This window comes from Sporofaciens sp. JLR.KK001 (genome assembly GCF_036941055.1).
Taxonomy (GTDB): domain Bacteria; phylum Bacillota; class Clostridia; order Lachnospirales; family Lachnospiraceae; genus Sporofaciens.
Map to the genome: position 1 here is coordinate 4660277 of NZ_JAYMNO010000001.1, position 17725 is coordinate 4678001.

The following is a 17725-nucleotide window of genomic DNA, read 5'->3' on the forward strand; positions in this document are numbered from 1 at the left end:
CTCCATTTTGTTCATATGTATATTTTCTTCATATGTCAATGTCTCCCACTCGGAGAACCGGTTCTCAATCTGCACTTCGCTAATCAGTCGGTTGTCCTACCCAGAGCATGCAACACTGCCTCCGGGTCCGCCGGCAGAGAGTCGATCTCAGCGCCGATCGCATTGCAGATGGCATTGACAACTGCCGGAGCGCACGGTACTACCGGACACTCGCCAAGGCTCTTGGCCCCGTACGGACCTCCCGGCTCTCCTTCGCCTTCCGCAACAAAGTCCATATAGAGCTTCGGCATATCGCATGCGTTCAAAAGATGATACTGCTTAAAGCATGTCTCCTGCGGATTCCCTTCTGCATCATAGGTGATGTTCTCTGACAGACCATAACCAAGCCCCATATGGATCGCTCCTGCAAGCTGTCCTTCCAACGCCAGGGGATTGATCACTCTTCCCACATCCTGTACCGCAGAGTATTCTAAGACTTTGGTCTTGCCCGTCTCTGTGTCCACCTGCACCTTCGCGATATGGACTCCGTAAGAGCTTGGGCCTCTCGGCGCCGGATGAGTCTCCGAGCAGCACAGTTCCCGCATACTGTCTCTCTGACAGTGAAGCATCACCTCAGCGATGGATACAGATCTTCCTTCCTGCGTGCTGTCCCACGCCCTGTCGTCATACAGTTCTACCTGCTCAGGGTCTATCTCAAGAAGGTCTGAAGCTTCCTTCTGAAGCTCCTTCTTCATGGATTCCGCTGCCTTCTTGGCAGCCATTCCGACCACGTATGTACCGCGGCTGGCATAGTCGCCCAGATGCCACAGACAGGCGTCCGTATCTGCCTCTACCGTATCGATCTTATCAAGCGGGATTCCCAGCACTTCGGACACCACCTGTTTCTGCATCCCCACGTTATCATTTCCCATATCATGGGAACCGCTGTACAGGATACAGGTTCCGTCTTCGTTCATCTTCAGCATCAGTGTCGTGACGTCGCGGTGCGCGCCGAAGCAGTTATTGCCGTGGACACCCAGCGCTACCCCTACGCCGATCCGATAGCGTCCGTCCCTGGATTCTTCCTGTTCCTTACAGATATCCTCATAATGGATAAGCTCTTTGGCTCTTCTTAAGCAATCCTTCGGTCTCGGGTTGCCGTGCGGCTTATGGAAGCAGGGATCCAGACTGTCTGGATCTACCATATTGATCTCCTGAAGCCATGCCGGATCCATATGAAGGAAGTTCGCGATCTTGTTGATCTGACGCTCCAGGCCGAAATACGCCTGAGGCGAACCATATCCCCGCATCGCTCCCGCTACAATCGTATTGGTATACACCGGATTCACATGAAAACGCATATTTTCAATCTTATAGGCCTTGAATACCTTATGGGACATTGCGCCGGATACGTTCAGCGCACTGGTGGCGTAAGCGCCGGTATCATTGTAGAACTTCATATCTACCGCATGGATTCTGCCGTCTTTCATGAATCCTGTCTTAATGCAGGCAATAGAACCGTGGCGTACACGGGTTCCGAAGATACACTCCCTTCGGGTATATTCAAGCTTTACCGGACGGCGCGTCATCTTAGAGAGCACTGCCGCCACCGGTTCCACCGTCATCTCAAGCTTGCCCCCGAATGCGCCTCCGATGGCAGGCGCCGACATACGGATCCGGTTATACGGGAGATTGAATATCTGGCTTAAGATCACCCGGAATCCGAATGTATTCTGGGACGGGCTGTAGATCGTCAGCTTGTCGTCATAGCTCCAGTCTGCGATCGCCACATGAGGCTCGACCGCCGCGTGGTGGATCGGCTGTGTGGTAAAACGATCCTCAAATACATAGTCGCACTCCTCCAATGCCTTATCCACATCCCCGGTTTCTACATGTGCCTGTCCTACGATGTTGCCGCCCTCGTGGATCGGATATGCATCCTCCTTGATCGCCTCCTCCACCGTCATCATGACCGGAAGCTCTTCGTATTCCACCTGGATCAGCTTCACCGCTTCCTGGGCGATCTCCAGGGTATCCGCCGCTACCGCCGCCACACGGTCCCCGACAAAACGAACCGTATCGTCGAAGATTCTCTCCGTATTCGGAATCTTATGCTCAATAAACCGCAGCGCGCTGTTGAACCTGGTCTGCGGCGTATTCTTATAGGTCGCAACTGCACGTACGCCCGGCAGACTCTCTGCCCGGCTGGTATCGATACTCTTGATTCGCGCATGTGCCTTGGGACTGAACAAGACTTTCGCATACAGCATGCCCGGAAGCTTCATATCACCCACATATATTTTCCTTCCGGTAACCTTCGATGCAGCGTCACGGATGGGAACTCTCTTCCCGATCTCTCTGAACTCATTACCTTTCATCTGATTCACCCCGCATTCTTTCCGCCGCTAAAATAATCGCGTCCACGATCTTCTGAAAACCTCCGCACCGGCAGATATGCCCGGAAAGCGCCTGGCGTACCTCTTCTTCGGTCGGCGATAAATTCTTATCCAGGAGCGCCTTCGCCCTCATGACCATTCCGGGGGTGCAGAAGCCGCACTGCACGGCTCCCGCATCAATAAATGCCTGCTGTATCGGGTGCAGCCTCTCTCCGTCCGCCACACCCTCGATCGTCAAAACCCTGGCTCCTTCAAGCGTACATCCCTTGATCCTGCAGGAACGCTTCGCCTCGCCGTCTACGATCACGACACAGGCGCCGCAGCCGCCGTCCAGACAACTGTCCTGGCAGCCGCATTTGGTCCCTGTAAGCCCCAGCACCTCACGAATAATATATAGCAGCGACCATGATTCCTGGATTTCCAGTTGTTTCCATTCTCCATTTATTTCAAATTTTATATTTTTCATCGCTTCTATCCTTTAACTTCTCAATATTTATTCAGTCTGTGCTTCCATATCTGCCTGCGCTTCATCCTCTGGATCCTTAGGAACCACAAGATTCAATACAAGAGCCATAAGTCCTGATACCAGGATCGGCTCTGTCAGGAACATGTGCATTCCCTCCGGGAATCCGCTTATCGCCGCCGGCGCCATAGAAGCCCCAAGTCCAAGGGCAAGGGACAAGCCGGCGATGGTTCCGTTCCGGAATGACAGGTCCTCCTTCATAAGACGGACTCCGGTAATGGTGATCATACCGAATACGATAACCGTCGCTCCTCCGATCACTGCCTTTGGCATTGTAGACATCAGCGCGCTGAACTTCGGAACCAGTCCAAGGATCAGCATGAATCCTGCTGCTGCTCCGATCACTCTGCGGTTTACCACCTTCGTCATAGATACGATTCCCACATTCTGGCTGTATGTAGATACCGGCAGTCCTCCGAAGCAGGCCCCCAACAGAGTAACCACGCCGGATGCCAGGATACCGCCTGAGAGTTCCTCGCTCTTAGGCTCGCGGCCATAGCCTCCCACAGTCGTTCCTGTGATATCGCCTACGGTCTGCATGACATTGACCACCGTAAGAAGGACAATTGCGACTACCGCTGTCGGCGAGAAGCTGATCCCGAACCGGAACGGTACCGGAATGGTAAGCCAGCCGGCGTCCACAATACCGCTGAAATCAATATTTCCCATAAACAGAGATACCGCATATCCTACCACTACACCGATCACGATTCCCGCAAGCTGAACATATCCTGTACAGCACATATTACAGATAATAACCGTTATCAACGTTACGCCTGCAATGATCCAGTTCTGGAGTGAACCAAAGCCTTCGCTTCCTTCCCCGCCTGCCATATACTTAATGGCGATCGGGTAGAGGGACAGTCCGATCGCAAGGATGATCGTCCCTGTCACAAACGGCGGGAAGAACTTCCTGATATACTTGATTCCGAATCCCATGATCAAGGTCACGATCCCCGCTATGATCTGTGCCCCGAACACACCGGATAATCCGTACTGCGCACCGATGGCTGTAAGGGTAGGCACGAACGTGAAGCCTACGCTGAATACGGTGGGTACTCTTGCACCAAACATCTTGATCGGATACAATTGAATCAAGGTACTGATCCCCGCCATTAAGAGCGCGAACTGAATAAGAAGCTGACGCTCGGCATCTGAAACTCCGCATGCATTTGCCACCACCATCGGCACTGTGACCGTACCGACGAACATTGCCATAACATGCTGAAGCGAGATTGGGATGATTCTCGCAACAGACGGCTTTCCTTCATATGTAAATAAGGAATTATCTGTATTTATATTATTTGCCATATTATTTCTCCTCTTTTCTCCCGCAGATCTTTGCTGCCATGCACCTGTCAGTCTCCGTACTCAGACTGCGGGAGTATTCCTCTCTGAATGTGCAGCGGCTAAAAGGGCTGCTCAAAATTACCGCTGCACAGATGTATCATATTAATATACGCTGTTCCACTTATGTCCTTCTCTGCGGTTCGTGATATTGCCGCGCACGCACAGGTCTTCCGCGCATCTCTGTACGGAACGGTATACTTCCTTCTCATCCTTCACGCGGACGATGATTCCGTCTTTTACGATCACCTGTCCGTCTACCATCACGCCTGTAATGTTCTTAAGCGAAGAAGAATATACCAGCGTAGATACCGGATTGTGCATCGGGATCGCCTTCGGGCATTCCAACGGATCGAAGATCACCAGGTCTGCCTTCTTGCCTGTCTCCAGAGAGCCGATCTCATTTTCAAGGCCTACTGCACGCGCTCCGTCGATGGTTGCAAGCTCCAGGACCTTCTCTGCGGAGATCGCCAGCGGATTCTTCGTCGCAACCTTATGCTGCAGCGCTGTGAACTTCATCAGCTCTACCATATCCTGAGCGTTGTTGCTCGCCGCGCCGTCTACGCCAAGGCTCACATTGATGCCTCTCTCCAGCATCTCCGGTACCCGCGCTACTCCGGAAGACAAATACTGATTGGAGCATACGTTGTGAGAAACCTTGATGTCGTATTTCTGCGCCATATCCATATCTTCGTCGGTCAGATAACAGCAATGTACCATCAGTACGTTCGGACCTACGATGCCAAGCTCCTCTAAGAGCGGTGCGTCGTATAATCCATGGAGCGCCTTGGTAGCCTCTCTGTCGAACTCTGTCTCTGAGATATGTACTGTGAAACCGGACTTGTATTCATTCGTCACCTTCCACAGCATCTCAAGCATTTCCCTGGAATTGGACCACATAGCGGCCGGAGCCACCCAGATCTTGATCCTTCCGTCCTCGGAATTGTGGTAGGTCTCGAACAACCTTCTTACATCCTCCTCCACAACATCCTTCTGCTGCATGATTCCCGGATGCACGCCGAAGTTCTCTGCTGAATCCATACATCCTCTTCCCAGGATACCGCGGATTCCAAGTTCCTTGTATGCATCGATGATACCGTCGCACAGTCCTGCACGGTTATGCGGATACATGTAATCTACCATTGTGGTGATACCGCTGTGAAGCCCTTCCATACAACCAAGCATTGCGCCGAGATAACAATCCTCTCTTGTGAGATTTGTCGCTGCCGGGAAGGTCATAGTTGCCAGCCAGTCCTTCAATACCATATCATCTCCAAGCCCCTTAAGGAGTGTCTGGAACAGATGGTTGTGCGTATTGATGAATCCCGGGAACACTACCTTGCCGTCAAGATCTGTAACCTCTGCCACATCCGTGTATTTCTTCTCCAGCGCGTCGCTGTCTCCGATATCTACGATCTTATTTCCCTGGATCGCGATCGCTCCATGATATAAGATCTCTCTTTCCTTATTTACAGTTACAATAATTCCGTTTTTCAGTAAATGATCAATCATTCGTATATCCTCCGTTTTTATTATCTATTTCTTAATCTGCTGCCTGCCTGATCTCCGCAAGCATCTCCTCTTCTACTACTTTATCCACTCCGTCCTTCGGAAGCAGAATGTTCAATATAAGCGCTGTTCCGGCTACCAGGATGATACTGGACTCACCGAAGAACATCTGCACATATTCTCCCGCGCCTGCCAATGTATCCTTTGCAAAGGAGATCCCAAGGCCAAGCGCCAGTGATGTTCCGCACAGCAGCATGCTGCGGCTTGTGAATCTGCTCCTTGATACAAGGCTCATGCCGGACAGTGCGATCATAGAGAATACCACGATCGTCGCTCCGCCGATCACGCAGTTTGGTATGGTAGACAACAGCGCCGACAGCTTCGGGCAGAATGCCGCAACCACAAGGGTCACCGCCGCGCATCCCATGACGAATCTGCTGCACACCTTGGTCAGAGCCACGATTCCTGAGCACTGGCTGTAGGTTCCGGTTGCAAAACAATTGAAGAAAGATGAGAAGATGCAGGCAACCGAATTCCCTATGATACCTCCCTGCAGCTCGGAATTCTTAGGCTGTCTGTTCAGTCCGCCTGTCGCCGATACTGTAAAATCTCCCGTCATCTCTACCGCGTTGATGAAGAACAGCAGTATGAATACAACAGCGAAATCCATATGGAATTCCAATCCGAACGCCATCGGCTTCGGAAGAGAGAACCATGCCGCCTCCGCCACAGGAGTAAAATCCACGATCCCCCACACAACAGAGACCAGATAACCTGCCACCATACCGATCAGGATCGCCGCCGCGTTTACAAGGCCTTTACCGAATCCAGAGCAAAGCATGATCGCCACGATAACGATCCCGCCGATGATCCAGTTATATGCCAGACCCGTATCCGGCGATCCCTGGCCTCCCGCCAGATTATACGCCGCTGTCGGGAAACAGGAGACACCGATGGATACGATGATCGTACCCGTCACGATCGGCGGGAAGAACCTGCGCACCTTCGGAAGCGCGAATCCTATGATGATCGACACCAATCCTCCGATCAACTGTGCTCCGAACAGAGCTGCCAGCCCGTAATTGACCGATACTGAAATACAGATAGGAAGAAACGTATACGTTAATCCCATCATAACCGGCAGACCCGAACCGATCTGAACCTTCCCGAATTTGATCGGAAATGCCTGGATCAGGGTTGCTACACCCGCACCTAAAAGTGAACATTGCAACAACAGGGTTGATTCGGCCGTTGAAAGTCCTGCTGTCCCTGATACCAGTAGCATGGGAACGATATTTCCCACAAACATCGCAAGCAATTGCTGCAATCCCAGCGGAAATGCCTGCGTAATAGGCGGTCTGCCATCCAATTCATAAATAGCGGTGCTTCTTGAAGTACTTTCTGAAGTATTCGTTTTCATTTTTACCCTTCCATTTTGTCCGAACGGGGGCTTCTTCCCGTTCTTAAGACTGCTCGAAACTGCTTTCGGACAGTCTCCAACGACTGACTTCGTAGTGCCCCGCAGGATACCCGCACGGCATCCGGTTCTAATATCTTCTAATGTCACAATACAAATATTAATATCCTGCGTACATGTAGAGAATGCATCTTCCCTCCCGTTCGGAACACATGCTTAAGTGGTTGACTAAAGTCAGTGAAAGCCAACCGCCTCACAAGGGGCCATGCCCTCATGCCGAACTCTTCATATCTTCTCTTTTCGTCTTTTTCGTCTCTTACCGGCAGAATAAGAATCTTCCCTCCGGCTTCTCCATTACCCACTCTCCTTTTCTCTTAGCCTGTATACCCTTCACAAATACATCCTGTATCTGATAAGTAACCTCAAATCCTTCAAACGGCGTATAATCTACATCCTGACACAGCGTTCCGGCACTGATCCTGTGAGGTGCATCTCCCCTCACGATGACCAGATCCGCATCGCCTCCCGCCCTTATCGTCCCTTTTACAGGATGAAGACCGAAGAGCCTTGCCGGTTCTGTACACAGAAGACTTACTAATTTCTCCAGAGGTATCCCTCTCCTGCTTCCGTATTCCAGCATCAGTTCCATACGTGTCTCTATTCCCGGGGTTCCGTTTGGAATCCTTGTGAAATCCTCTTTCCCCAGGTCCTTCTGCCCATGAAACCGGAAGGAACAATGATCCGTGGAGACTGCGTCGATCGTACCATCCGCAAGCGCCTTCCAGAGCGCCTCCTGATCGGCTTTCGTCCGAAGCGGCGGTGAGAGCACATATTTGGCGCTCTCGAATCCGGGCAGATCGTATAGGCTCTCGTCCAGGAGCAGATATTGCGGACAGGTCTCGGCATAAACTCTCTGACCTCTTTGTTTGGCCTGCCTAATGACCTCAGCCGCTTCCTTCGTGCTGACATGCACGATATAGACCGGTACGTCCGCCATAGCTGCGAAGTCGATCACCCTCGATACTGCTTCCTTCTCCGTCAGATTCGGCCGGGACTTGGGATGATTCCTGATATCGGATGCGTTCTCTTCTCTTAACTGCCGCTGCAGGCGCCTTAACACATCACCGTTCTCACAGTGCACGCACAGCAATGTATCCAGTTCCTTCATCTCCTGAAGAATCCCAAAGAGCTGTTCGTCATACACTCCGATACCGTCCTGATATGCCGTATAGGCTTTGAAAGAAGTAATACCCTGCTCCTTCATGCGGACAAGCTGCTCCTTCATGCCTTCGTCCCATCCTGACACGGTCATATGGAACCCATAATCACAGTATGCCCGTCCTTCTGATTTCTTACGCCAGCAATTCAGGCCGTCCATTAGAGTCTCCCCCTCGTCATACTCCGGAAAGTCCATAACGGTCGTGGTTCCTCCCATAACAGCAGCCCGCGTCCCGGTCAGATAATCATCCGACGTCATACATTCTCCGGCAGGCATATCAATATGCGTATGCACATCCACGCCTCCCGGCAGGATATAGGCCCCTTCTGCATCCAGGACTTCTTCTTCTCCTTCCGGTTCTAATTCTGTCCCGACTGCCGTGATCTTCCCGTCTCTTATACGCAAGCCGCCTTCAAAGCGTCCGTCTTCTGTTACAATGATCCCATTCTTAATCAGCATTTTGCTACCTCAAGTTCTTTTTAAAGAAATCCAATGCATTCTCAAAAAACATCTTATCTATGATTCTCTCAGAGATTCCCCTTGTGAGAAGATACTCTGCAGAGCGGGCGAATTTGACCGGGGTATCCAGTGTCTCGTCTATATCCGCACCGTCAAAATCACTTCCGCAGGCGATAATATCTTCGCCGCCAAGCTCCAGCATCCGGCTTACATGCCGGTATATGCTGTCTAAGTCTCCCTTATGGTCGTCCGCCAAGAACTGCTCATACAGATTCACGCCTACCAGTCCCTTGCGGTTAATCATCTCCTTGAACTGCTCCTCCGTCAGATTCCTCTTATGAGAACATACGGAACGAAGATTGGAGTGGGTCGCGATAAACGGCTTCCCGGCGATTTCGCACAGTTCCCCGAACCCTCTGTCATTCAGGTGGGAGACATCTACGATGATCCCCGCCTCTTCCATCCGCTTCACAGCCTGCCGCCCAAAAGGAGTAAGCCCCTGATCGGTCTTCTGCCCGCTGCCAAGCTCATTCGGCCCGTTCCACACAAGCGTCATCATCTTAACGCCGTTTGCCGCAAGATAGTCCACATTATCAAGAGATCCCGCAAGAGCCGCGCCGCTCTCAACCGCCAGTATCACCGCACATCTGCCTTCCGCAGTGATCCGTTCAATATCCCCCGGCGTACATACCAACTCCGCCATCTCACTCTGCTTCCTAAGAAGCATATCCAGATATTCCTTATGATCACGGAAATACTGAACCGCCTCTTCACCCCTGACATCATCAGGAATGAAAACCGCCATCGTCTGACACAGCCTCCTAAACTTATCAAGCTCCTTCAGCGAAAACTGCGTTTTCTCACACAAGAAATCAGATTGTTCTTTCTTATAGTTAACGATCGAATCACAATGCAAATCAAAAAGCTGCAAACTACCACCCCTTTTCAATAATATAAACATTTATGCCCGTTCGGCTGGAATCCATTTGTAATATACAGGCCGTTCGGAGATGTCCGTCCTCTAAGCGGACATTCCAGGGCGTCTTTAGCGCAGATGAAATCCACGGCTTACGGAGACTTAGGCATGAAGGCTTTCCTGAATGCCTTAGTCGAAGTTAGCTGTTAGTTCAGCGAAGCGTTGCCCAGTCCGCGTGAGGACGGACATCTCCGAACGGCCGTCCCCATTGCAACCCTCTTCCACCCGAACGCCCAAATATACCTACTTAAGCAGCGCCTTCATCACTCCGTAATAGCTCTCTGTCACCTTCACAAGCTGCTCAATCTCAATATATTCATTGATGGTATGCGCAAGATTCTCCTTAGAAGGCCCGATACCAAGCGTCTTGATTCCTGCCTCGCCCGCATAGTGGCTTCCGTTCGTACAGAAGTTATAATTCGTGATCGTCGGATTCAGCCCAAGCGCTTTCATCTCCTTATACACATCCTGCACAAACGGCTCGTTCTCATCATACAACCAGCCCGGGAAGAATCTCTCGCTGCTGATCTTATTGCCGGTATAGCACTCTTCTTCCATCTCCACGAAGGACACCTTCGCCTTTAGCGCGGAATCTTCCTTCATCATCTGATCCAGCAGCTCCTGGATCGGTGCAAGCACGCTCTCCTTCGTCTCTCCTACCAGAAGGCGTCTGTCATAGGTTGCCCGGCAGTAATCCGGCACTACGGAAGCCCCCGGATACGGTGAGGACTTGATATCCACAAGCTCTAAGATCCCGTCTCCAAGTACCGGATGATTGGTCGGCTTAAGCCCCTGGATCGCCTCGATCACCTTGCACATCTTGTATACGGCATTCACGCCCTTCTCCGGGTTGGCAGAATGCGCCGGCACGCCGAAGGTCTCAACCTTAAGCTCCCCGCGGCCTCTCTGGCCGATCTTGATATTTAACTGAGAAGCCTCTCCAATTACCACGTAATCCGGCTTCACATAAGCGCTGATCTCTCTTGCCGCAACTCCCTCGAAGCACTCCTCGTGTACAACGCCTGCCACATAGATATCACCGGGGAAATTATAATCACAGTCCTTCGCATAGTAGATTGCCGCTGCCATCATGGAGGACAGAGCTCCCTTCATATCAGAAGTTCCTCTTCCGTACATCTTCCCGTCTATGATCTCTGCCCCGAACGGATCGTGCTCCCATGCACTCTCATCCGGTACCGGAACGGTGTCCATGTGTCCGTCGAACAGGATCTTCGGTCCGGGCTGTTTGCCCTTGATATGGCAGATACAGTTCCCATACTTATCCACATGTACGTCTGTGAAGCCTTCCTGGTCACAGAACTGCTTCATCTCCTCTACCACCTTGTTTTCGTGGCCGCTGTAGCTCTTTGCCTGGATCATCTTTTGGCAAAATGCGACCAGCTTCTCTTCTCTTTCCTTGCTAAGCATATTGATTTCCTCCTTACTTTATGTATCATTAGTTAAATGAATTGTAGAATTCGATTGATTTCCTCTCAAGCTCCAGATCTTCCTCTGTCTGCGCGGCACGTTTCCCCGTGAGCGCTCCTGTCGGACAGACATCCAGACACAATCCGCAGAAACGGCATTTCTCAAGATCCACATGCATCTCAGGGAAGGATAAGGTTCTGGCATCATAACAGCATGCAGCCACACATTTGCCGCAGGAGATACATTTCTTCTTCCCATCCTCTTTATATGGCTCAAATGCAAAATCTAACTTGCTCACATACTCCTTCTTCGGGAAATTCGGAAGCGCCGCACGGTTCACTTCTTCGATGGAGTGATAGCCAAGCTCTGCCAGTCTCTTCGAGAGGTCATAGCACAGCTTCTCCACATACTCGACTCCCTTAAGGATTCCTACCGTACAGATGCCCGCGCCCATGGCTCCCGCCATCATGTATTCAATGGCATTGTCCGCGCTCATCACGCCGCCGGATGCGTACAGGTTCTTAAGCTCTGGATGATTGCGGGCGATCTCGGCATTGATGCGCATGGAGATGGGCCTCATAGCCGCTCCCGTCATCCAGCCGTAGCCGTCTGCGCTCATCATCTCCGGGCGTGCCTTCTCGATGTCGATCTTAAGCGTCGGCCCGATGGAGTCGATGGCACATAAGCCGTCTGCTCCGTGCTCCAGGCACTTCTTCGCCGTTCCCACCGGGTCAGGCCAGTTGCCGCTCAGCTTGCAGATCACCGGGATCTTCACATGCGCCTTCGTGTAATCCAGCATAGGGATCAGCGTATCCTCCGTATAGGATACTAGCTCAATGATGTGCGCTCCCGCCTTCTCTACCTCGCCGACGATCTCCTGCGCCTCTTCAAGCGTATGGCCGACGCTTGCGATCACGATTGCTCCCGCCTTCACCGTCTCCGGGATCTCCTTCTCATACCACTGCTGCCTGTCGCTGTCCGCCCATTTCTCACAGTTGATCAGGGAGTCATTATTTACCGTTCCCATGTGATGGACCGGATTGATCGCCGCTGACTTGCGGATGGTCTTCGTAACCACCGCTCCGCAGCCTGCCTTGAAGCCCTTGATCATACCCTCCGCTCCGTAAGTAAGCGGTCCTGATGACAGGATATATGGACTCTGAAGCTTATAACCGCAGAATTCTATTCCGATATCTGCCCCTGTCACTTTCTCTTTCTCAAACATGCTCGTTTCTCCTTTCTATTCTCTGCATGTAATCTGCTTATATTTTAAATCTGTTCTCTGTGTGCTTCCTTCAACTGCTGCGCCGCCTCATAGATCGCAACGGTAAGCTGCTCATAGCCCGTACACCGGCACAGATTCCCTGAGATCGCCCTTCGGATCTCTTCTTTGGTGGCATCCGGGTTCTCGTCTAACAACGCCTTGGCGCTCATCACGAATCCCGGTGTGCAGAATCCGCATTGCAGCGCATGATTTTCAAGGATCGCTTCCTGGATCGGATCCAGCTTCCCGTCTGCTCCCACGCCTTCAATCGTTATGACTTCTCTTCCTTCCACGGAACCGATCGGCACCAGACAGGAAGTTACTGCCTTCCCGTCCAGGATGACCGTACAGGCCCCGCATTCTCCAACGGCGCAGCCTTCCTTGGTTCCTGTAAGCTTAAGAGTATCCCTGAGCACATCCAGAAGCCTTTCGTTCGGATATGCCTCTACCGTTACCGGTTTTTTATTTATGATGAAATTCACTTCTATTTTCTTCATCTTGATCCTCCGATTATATGGTCAGTTTCTTATGCAAGTTTCTTATGCAAATTGGCTGCCGCAACACTCTGTAAGCGCGTCCTCTACGATGGCCTCCACCGCCGGCTGCTTGTATTCCGTAGACCAGCGGATTCCGGTGCGCCTGATCATCTCTTCCGATACCGCCTTCCCTGCTTCCCTCCACAGTTCTTCTGACGGTTTTCTTCCTATTAATATATTCTCTGCCGTCTCTACCCGGTCCGGCGTGCTGAATATACAGCCCGGAGCGATCCGTGCGAAGTCTATCCTTCCCTCTTCGTCAAGCCTTAACGCCGCTGAAACATTCAGTCTGGATATCGCGAGAGCCTTCCTTCTTCCAAGCTTGGCGAATCCTGTGACCGTACCCTCAGGAAGCTTCCTGATGGTAAATTCTTTCACGAACTCATCTTCTTTGAGGCCGACCTTGCCCTGTCCTGTGTAGAAATCCTTAAGCGTGACCACACGCTCCCCGTCTCTTCCTCTGATCACCGTCCAAGCGTCCAGTGCGATCAGAGGCGTCAGCGGATCCGCCGCCGGGGACGCATTGCAGATACTTCCTCCGATGGTTCCGCGGTTCCGAATCTGCGGAGAACCTACGGTAGACGCCGCTTTCCCGAGAAATGGGATCCATCTTTTTATCACTTCTGACCGCTCCAGGTCCGTATGGGTCGTAAGCGCCCCGATATGGATCTGATCTCCCTCTTCCCTGATATACCGAAGCTCATCTTCGAGAAAAGACAGATCCAGGAGACATTCCAATTCTTTCCATCGCTTATCTTTCTCTCGAATCTGTACCATGATATCCGTACCGCCGGCTACAATACGCGCTTTTCCCTGATATCTGGCAAGCACCTCACACACCTCATCTGGCGTTTCCGCTCTATAATAATCATATTTAAACATATGCGTTTTCCTTTCTATCTAAGCTTCTTCCCTAACAGTACCGTCTCCAGATCACAGGGATTCTCCCGGATCCGTCTGCCCGTCGCATTGTAAACCGCGTTGGCGATCGCTGCCGCAACCGCTTCCGTCGCCGGCTCTCCGATACTCTTCGCCCCGTAAGTTCCTGCCGGATCGCCTGACTCGAAGATCTGTACATCCATCTCGGGCGCATCCATTGATGTAGGCAGGATATAGGAATCAAAGTTCCGGTTCTTCACCCGGCCGTTCTTCGGAGCAACATCCTCCATGATTCCGTAGCCCTGGCCCATCACGATACCGCCGTAGATCTGTCCCTTGATCAGCGCAGGATTGATGGCTCTGCCTACATCATGGCTTGCCGTCACCTTCTTAAGATCCACATATCCGGTCCTCATATCCACTTCGACCTCTGCGATCACACATCCGTATGCGAAGGTCGGGAACGCCTTACCCTGCCCGGTCTCGTGATCCTGCGGCAGATCTTCCGGCATAAACCACTCATAAGCCGCCATCTGCTTGCCCGTCCAGATACATGCGCCCGTCACAGACGTGAACGGAACCGTGATCTCGGGATGATCTTTCAGGAAGAACACCGCGTCCTTCAGATCTATATCTTCCTCTGTGAGCTGCTCATAGGTAAGATCCGTGCCTTCCAGAGAGAATGACCGAAGCTCCAATGCATTCTTTATCATGACCTTCTTAAGCTTCTCCCCTGCCTTCCGCACAGACTGAGCGCCCATGACCGTCCCTCTCGACGCAACCGTCATACCGCTGTCCGCGATCGCGAAAGAATCAAGCTGCGGGAACTGGATATCCTCGTAATGAACTCCCAGCGCCTCCGCTGCGATCTGAGCATACGCCGTCTTAAGCCCCTGTCCGTTCTCCGCAAGACCGGAGGCGATGCTGACGCTGCCGTCCTCGTTGACGATCATCATACAGCCCGACGCATCCGGGGACTCTGCACCAAGCCCGCAGCCGCGGTAGCAGATTGCAAGTCCGATTCCCTTGCGGAACCTGGTATCCGGCTGCTGCTTATATTCCGCATGCTTCCTGATATAATCTGTCCGCTCTACCGTATCGTCCATCACGTCCTGGAGGATGACATACTCTACCGGAATACCCGTAGCCGTTACGGAACCGTCCTTTAAGCAGTTGATCCTTCTAAGCTCCACTTCATCCATGCCAAGCTCCTCGGCAAGCTCTTCGATCAGCTGCTCCTGTCCGAAGATCAGCGACGGAGAGCTGTACCCTCTCATGGCGCCGGAGTGGATGTTATTCGTAAATACACCGTATGTATCCGTCTTGATATTCTCGATCTCGTAAGGGCCTGAGGAATGTACATTGGCACGCCAGTTCATGAACTGTGTCTGATTATTATATGCGCCGCAGTTGTCTACCTGCTCTCCTTCAAACGCCACGATCCTGCCCTCTTTGGTAGCTCCGATCTTATAGCGCAGACGGAACGGATGCCGCTTGGAGCTCTCCAGGAACGAATCCTCTCTTGAAAATACGAACTTGACCGGTCTCTTCGTCTGATAGGCGAGATATGCCGCCCTTGCCGTCACAAGACCGATTCCTTCCTCCTTGCCTCCGAAGGTCCCTCCTAAGATTGCCTGTATCATACGGACCTTATTCAGCGGGATCCCAAGAATGTCAGACACATACCGTCTGGTAAAGAACGGATTCTGCGCCGACGCCTGCACCGTCATCAGCCCGCTGTTGGGATCCATGTATGCAAGCACCGCTTCCGGCTCTATGTAAGAATGCTCGATATACTGGGTCCTGTATTCCCGCTCGAGTATCACGTCCGCCTGTTCAAAGCCTTTCTCTATATCACCCTTGCGGATGTGAAACAGAGAATCCTTGAAGATGTTCTTCTCATACTCCTCGTGCACCAGCGGCGCTCCCTCTTCCAATGCGTCGTCGATGGTATACACTCCCGGGAGTTCCTCGTATTCTACTTCGATCGCTTCCAGAGCATCCTCTACCAGCGATTTGCTCTTTGCCGCCACCATTGCCACACAGTCTCCGGCATAGCGGATACGGTCTGTCAGGTACATGTACCCTGCCCAGCTCTTTGTCTTGCGAAGATCGGCGAATGTCACCACCGCCTCGACGCCTTCTATCGCCTTCGCCTTATCTGTATTGATCCTTGTCACCCTCGCACTGGAATATGGGCTTCTTAACACTCCCGCATAGAGCATCCCTTCCATATACAGATCAGCCGCATAGAGCGCTCTTCCTGATACCTTTTCCACACCGTCGATCCTTGGCTTGGATCTGCGGATCACATTATAATTCTCTTCCTTCACCTGATTCATGACTATTTCCTTTCATTCACCTGCCAAAATTGCCGGGTCACTTCCCTCAGTTTTTCTTTTGCCGCAGCCGCGTCGACCGTCAGCATCATACCGTCTTTCTTAAGCTGCCTTCCGCCGACGAATACATTCTTCACATTCTGCGGATTGGTAAATAACACCAACTGGTCGTACACATTCTTCTCATTTACCGGAGTCGGCTGTTCCAGACTAACGGTGATCACATCCGCAAGATTGCCTTCCTTCAATACTCCCGCGTCTGTAAGGCCGATCGCCTGCGCACCCATGGACGTCGCCATCTCGTACACTGTCTTCGCCGGCATCACCTGGGGATCCTGCTGGTTCGCCTTGTGCATCAGGAACGCGCCCCGCATGACTTCGAAGAAGTTATTAACGTAACCGTCCGTACCAAGCCCTACCGTCATTCCTCTGTCAAGCATCTTCGTTACCGGTGCGAACCCTCCTCCGACCTCGCAGTTGGACAGCGGCATGGACACTGCTTTTACCTGATGCTTCGCCAGAATATCGAGCTCCGCGTCTGTTGCCTGCACTACCTGGGAGGCCAGAACATTCTCATCCAGATATCCGAGTTCCTCATAGATCTCAACCGGCGTCTTGCCGTATTCTTTCCGGCACCACTCCGGTTCGAATACGCTCTCGCTTAAGTGCATATGGATCATACAGTGGTTCTCCTGCGATAATTCCTTCGCCTGCTTTACAAATTCCTTGGAGCAGGTAAACAGAGTATGTATACTGTTGATTCCCTGTACCAGTCCGCCCTCCCGGTTATACTTCTTCACAAATTCTATATTCTCACGCAAGCCTTCCTGTCCGTTTTCTTTGCTTTTTCTCTCACATGCCTCAAAGGATAAGCGCCCCCGAAGCCCGGCTTCTTCCACGACCTTCTTCTCTACCTCCAACGCTCCCGGGATCGCATTGGGTCCTTCCAGGATATCCACAAATGAAGTCACGCCGCTGTCGATCATTTCCGCACACGCCCACCTGGACGTCGCTTCCACTAACTCGTGGTTCAGCCGGTCCTCTACATAAGGCCACCAGAAATCATCCAGGAAGCTTTCAAACTCTGTTACCATCGCTTCCGCCGTGATCCCATGGGAGAGGAAGCCGTACATGTGGTTGTGTCCGTTGACGAACCCCGGCAGGATGATCTGGTCCGGTAAATCTATCAATTCATCCGCTTCATTTACCAGAAGCCTGCCACTCTCGGCGATCTGTACGATCCTGCCCTCCTCCATTCTCAATCCATAGTCCTTCTTAAGCCCTTCTTGGGTCATTAAAAATGCACCTTTGATCACTGTTGCAGACATCTTCTTTCTCCTTTCTTAACAAATAGATCTTTCTGTTAGCTTTTTCTTTGAAAAAAAAAGAGCCCAGCAACCTTTGTGAAAGGTTGCCAAACTCTTCTTCGAGTGCCTGACTTTATAGCTCTGACT

Annotated in this window: 13 protein-coding genes; all 13 read right to left on the reverse strand. The window is 51.8% G+C overall.

Annotation, left to right across the window (positions count from 1 at the left end):
* Nucleotides 1–83: 83 nt before the first annotated feature.
* Nucleotides 84–2357, reverse strand: a complete 2274-nt coding sequence (locus VSQ62_RS23735; RefSeq protein ID WP_334637182.1) for a xanthine dehydrogenase family protein molybdopterin-binding subunit — start codon at nt 2355–2357, stop codon at nt 84–86.
* A complete protein-coding gene (locus VSQ62_RS23740; protein WP_334637183.1) occupies nt 2347–2841 on the reverse strand; it encodes a (2Fe-2S)-binding protein in 495 nt (164 codons plus the stop codon). Before VSQ62_RS23740 ends, VSQ62_RS23735 begins: the two co-directional genes overlap by 11 nt.
* A gap of 27 nt (nt 2842–2868) precedes the next feature.
* Complete coding sequence (locus VSQ62_RS23745) at nt 2869–4209, reverse strand: uracil-xanthine permease family protein (RefSeq protein ID WP_334637184.1); 1341 nt, start codon at nt 4207–4209, stop codon at nt 2869–2871.
* 141 nt (nt 4210–4350) lie between these two features.
* A complete protein-coding gene (locus VSQ62_RS23750; RefSeq protein WP_334637186.1) occupies nt 4351–5757 on the reverse strand; it encodes an amidohydrolase family protein in 1407 nt (468 codons plus the stop codon).
* 31 nt (nt 5758–5788) lie between these two features.
* Nucleotides 5789–7174 carry a uracil-xanthine permease family protein gene (locus VSQ62_RS23755; RefSeq protein WP_334637764.1) on the reverse strand — a complete coding sequence of 462 codons (1386 nt, stop codon included), beginning with the start codon at nt 7172–7174 and terminating at the stop codon, nt 5789–5791.
* Nucleotides 7175–7487: 313 nt separating this feature from the next.
* Nucleotides 7488–8849, reverse strand: a complete 1362-nt coding sequence (gene hydA / locus VSQ62_RS23760; protein WP_334637188.1) for a dihydropyrimidinase — start codon at nt 8847–8849, stop codon at nt 7488–7490.
* A gap of 4 nt (nt 8850–8853) precedes the next feature.
* Nucleotides 8854–9780: a dipeptidase gene (locus VSQ62_RS23765; protein WP_334637190.1), complete on the reverse strand. Its 927-nt coding sequence runs from the start codon at nt 9778–9780 to the stop codon at nt 8854–8856.
* Nucleotides 9781–10068: 288 nt separating this feature from the next.
* Nucleotides 10069–11253 carry a YgeY family selenium metabolism-linked hydrolase gene (locus VSQ62_RS23770; RefSeq protein WP_502957783.1) on the reverse strand — a complete coding sequence of 395 codons (1185 nt, stop codon included), beginning with the start codon at nt 11251–11253 and terminating at the stop codon, nt 10069–10071.
* 28 nt (nt 11254–11281) lie between these two features.
* Nucleotides 11282–12478, reverse strand: a complete 1197-nt coding sequence (locus VSQ62_RS23775) for a 4Fe-4S binding protein (protein ID WP_334637191.1) — start codon at nt 12476–12478, stop codon at nt 11282–11284.
* 44 nt (nt 12479–12522) lie between these two features.
* Nucleotides 12523–13014: a (2Fe-2S)-binding protein gene (locus tag VSQ62_RS23780; protein ID WP_334637192.1), complete on the reverse strand. Its 492-nt coding sequence runs from the start codon at nt 13012–13014 to the stop codon at nt 12523–12525.
* Between the two features lie 42 nt (nt 13015–13056).
* Entirely contained in the window at nt 13057–13935 is an 879-nt protein-coding gene (locus tag VSQ62_RS23785) for an FAD binding domain-containing protein (RefSeq protein WP_334637194.1), read from the reverse strand.
* Nucleotides 13936–13949: 14 nt separating this feature from the next.
* A complete protein-coding gene (locus VSQ62_RS23790; protein ID WP_334637195.1) occupies nt 13950–16274 on the reverse strand; it encodes a xanthine dehydrogenase family protein molybdopterin-binding subunit in 2325 nt (774 codons plus the stop codon).
* A gap of 2 nt (nt 16275–16276) precedes the next feature.
* The gene (locus VSQ62_RS23795; protein ID WP_334637196.1) at nt 16277–17599 is read right to left on the reverse strand and encodes an amidohydrolase family protein; all 1323 of its coding nucleotides are present in this window, start codon (nt 17597–17599) and stop codon (nt 16277–16279) included.
* Nucleotides 17600–17725: the final 126 nt, after the last annotated feature.

Coding starts and splice junctions, on each gene's coding strand:
- VSQ62_RS23735 (WP_334637182.1), bottom strand. CDS start 2,357: ATGAAAGGTAATGAGTTCAGAGAGATCGGGAAGAGAGTTCCCATCCGT.
- VSQ62_RS23740 (WP_334637183.1), bottom strand. CDS start 2,841: ATGAAAAATATAAAATTTGAAATAAATGGAGAATGGAAACAACTGGAA.
- VSQ62_RS23745 (WP_334637184.1), bottom strand. CDS start 4,209: ATGGCAAATAATATAAATACAGATAATTCCTTATTTACATATGAAGGA.
- VSQ62_RS23750 (WP_334637186.1), bottom strand. CDS start 5,757: ATGATTGATCATTTACTGAAAAACGGAATTATTGTAACTGTAAATAAG.
- VSQ62_RS23755 (WP_334637764.1), bottom strand. CDS start 7,174: ATGAAAACGAATACTTCAGAAAGTACTTCAAGAAGCACCGCTATTTAT.
- hydA (WP_334637188.1), bottom strand. CDS start 8,849: ATGCTGATTAAGAATGGGATCATTGTAACAGAAGACGGACGCTTTGAA.
- VSQ62_RS23770 (WP_502957783.1), bottom strand. CDS start 11,253: ATGCTTAGCAAGGAAAGAGAAGAGAAGCTGGTCGCATTTTGCCAAAAG.
- VSQ62_RS23775 (WP_334637191.1), bottom strand. CDS start 12,478: ATGTTTGAGAAAGAGAAAGTGACAGGGGCAGATATCGGAATAGAATTC.
- VSQ62_RS23780 (WP_334637192.1), bottom strand. CDS start 13,014: ATGAAGAAAATAGAAGTGAATTTCATCATAAATAAAAAACCGGTAACG.
- VSQ62_RS23785 (WP_334637194.1), bottom strand. CDS start 13,935: ATGTTTAAATATGATTATTATAGAGCGGAAACGCCAGATGAGGTGTGT.
- VSQ62_RS23790 (WP_334637195.1), bottom strand. CDS start 16,274: ATGAATCAGGTGAAGGAAGAGAATTATAATGTGATCCGCAGATCCAAG.
- VSQ62_RS23795 (WP_334637196.1), bottom strand. CDS start 17,599: ATGTCTGCAACAGTGATCAAAGGTGCATTTTTAATGACCCAAGAAGGG.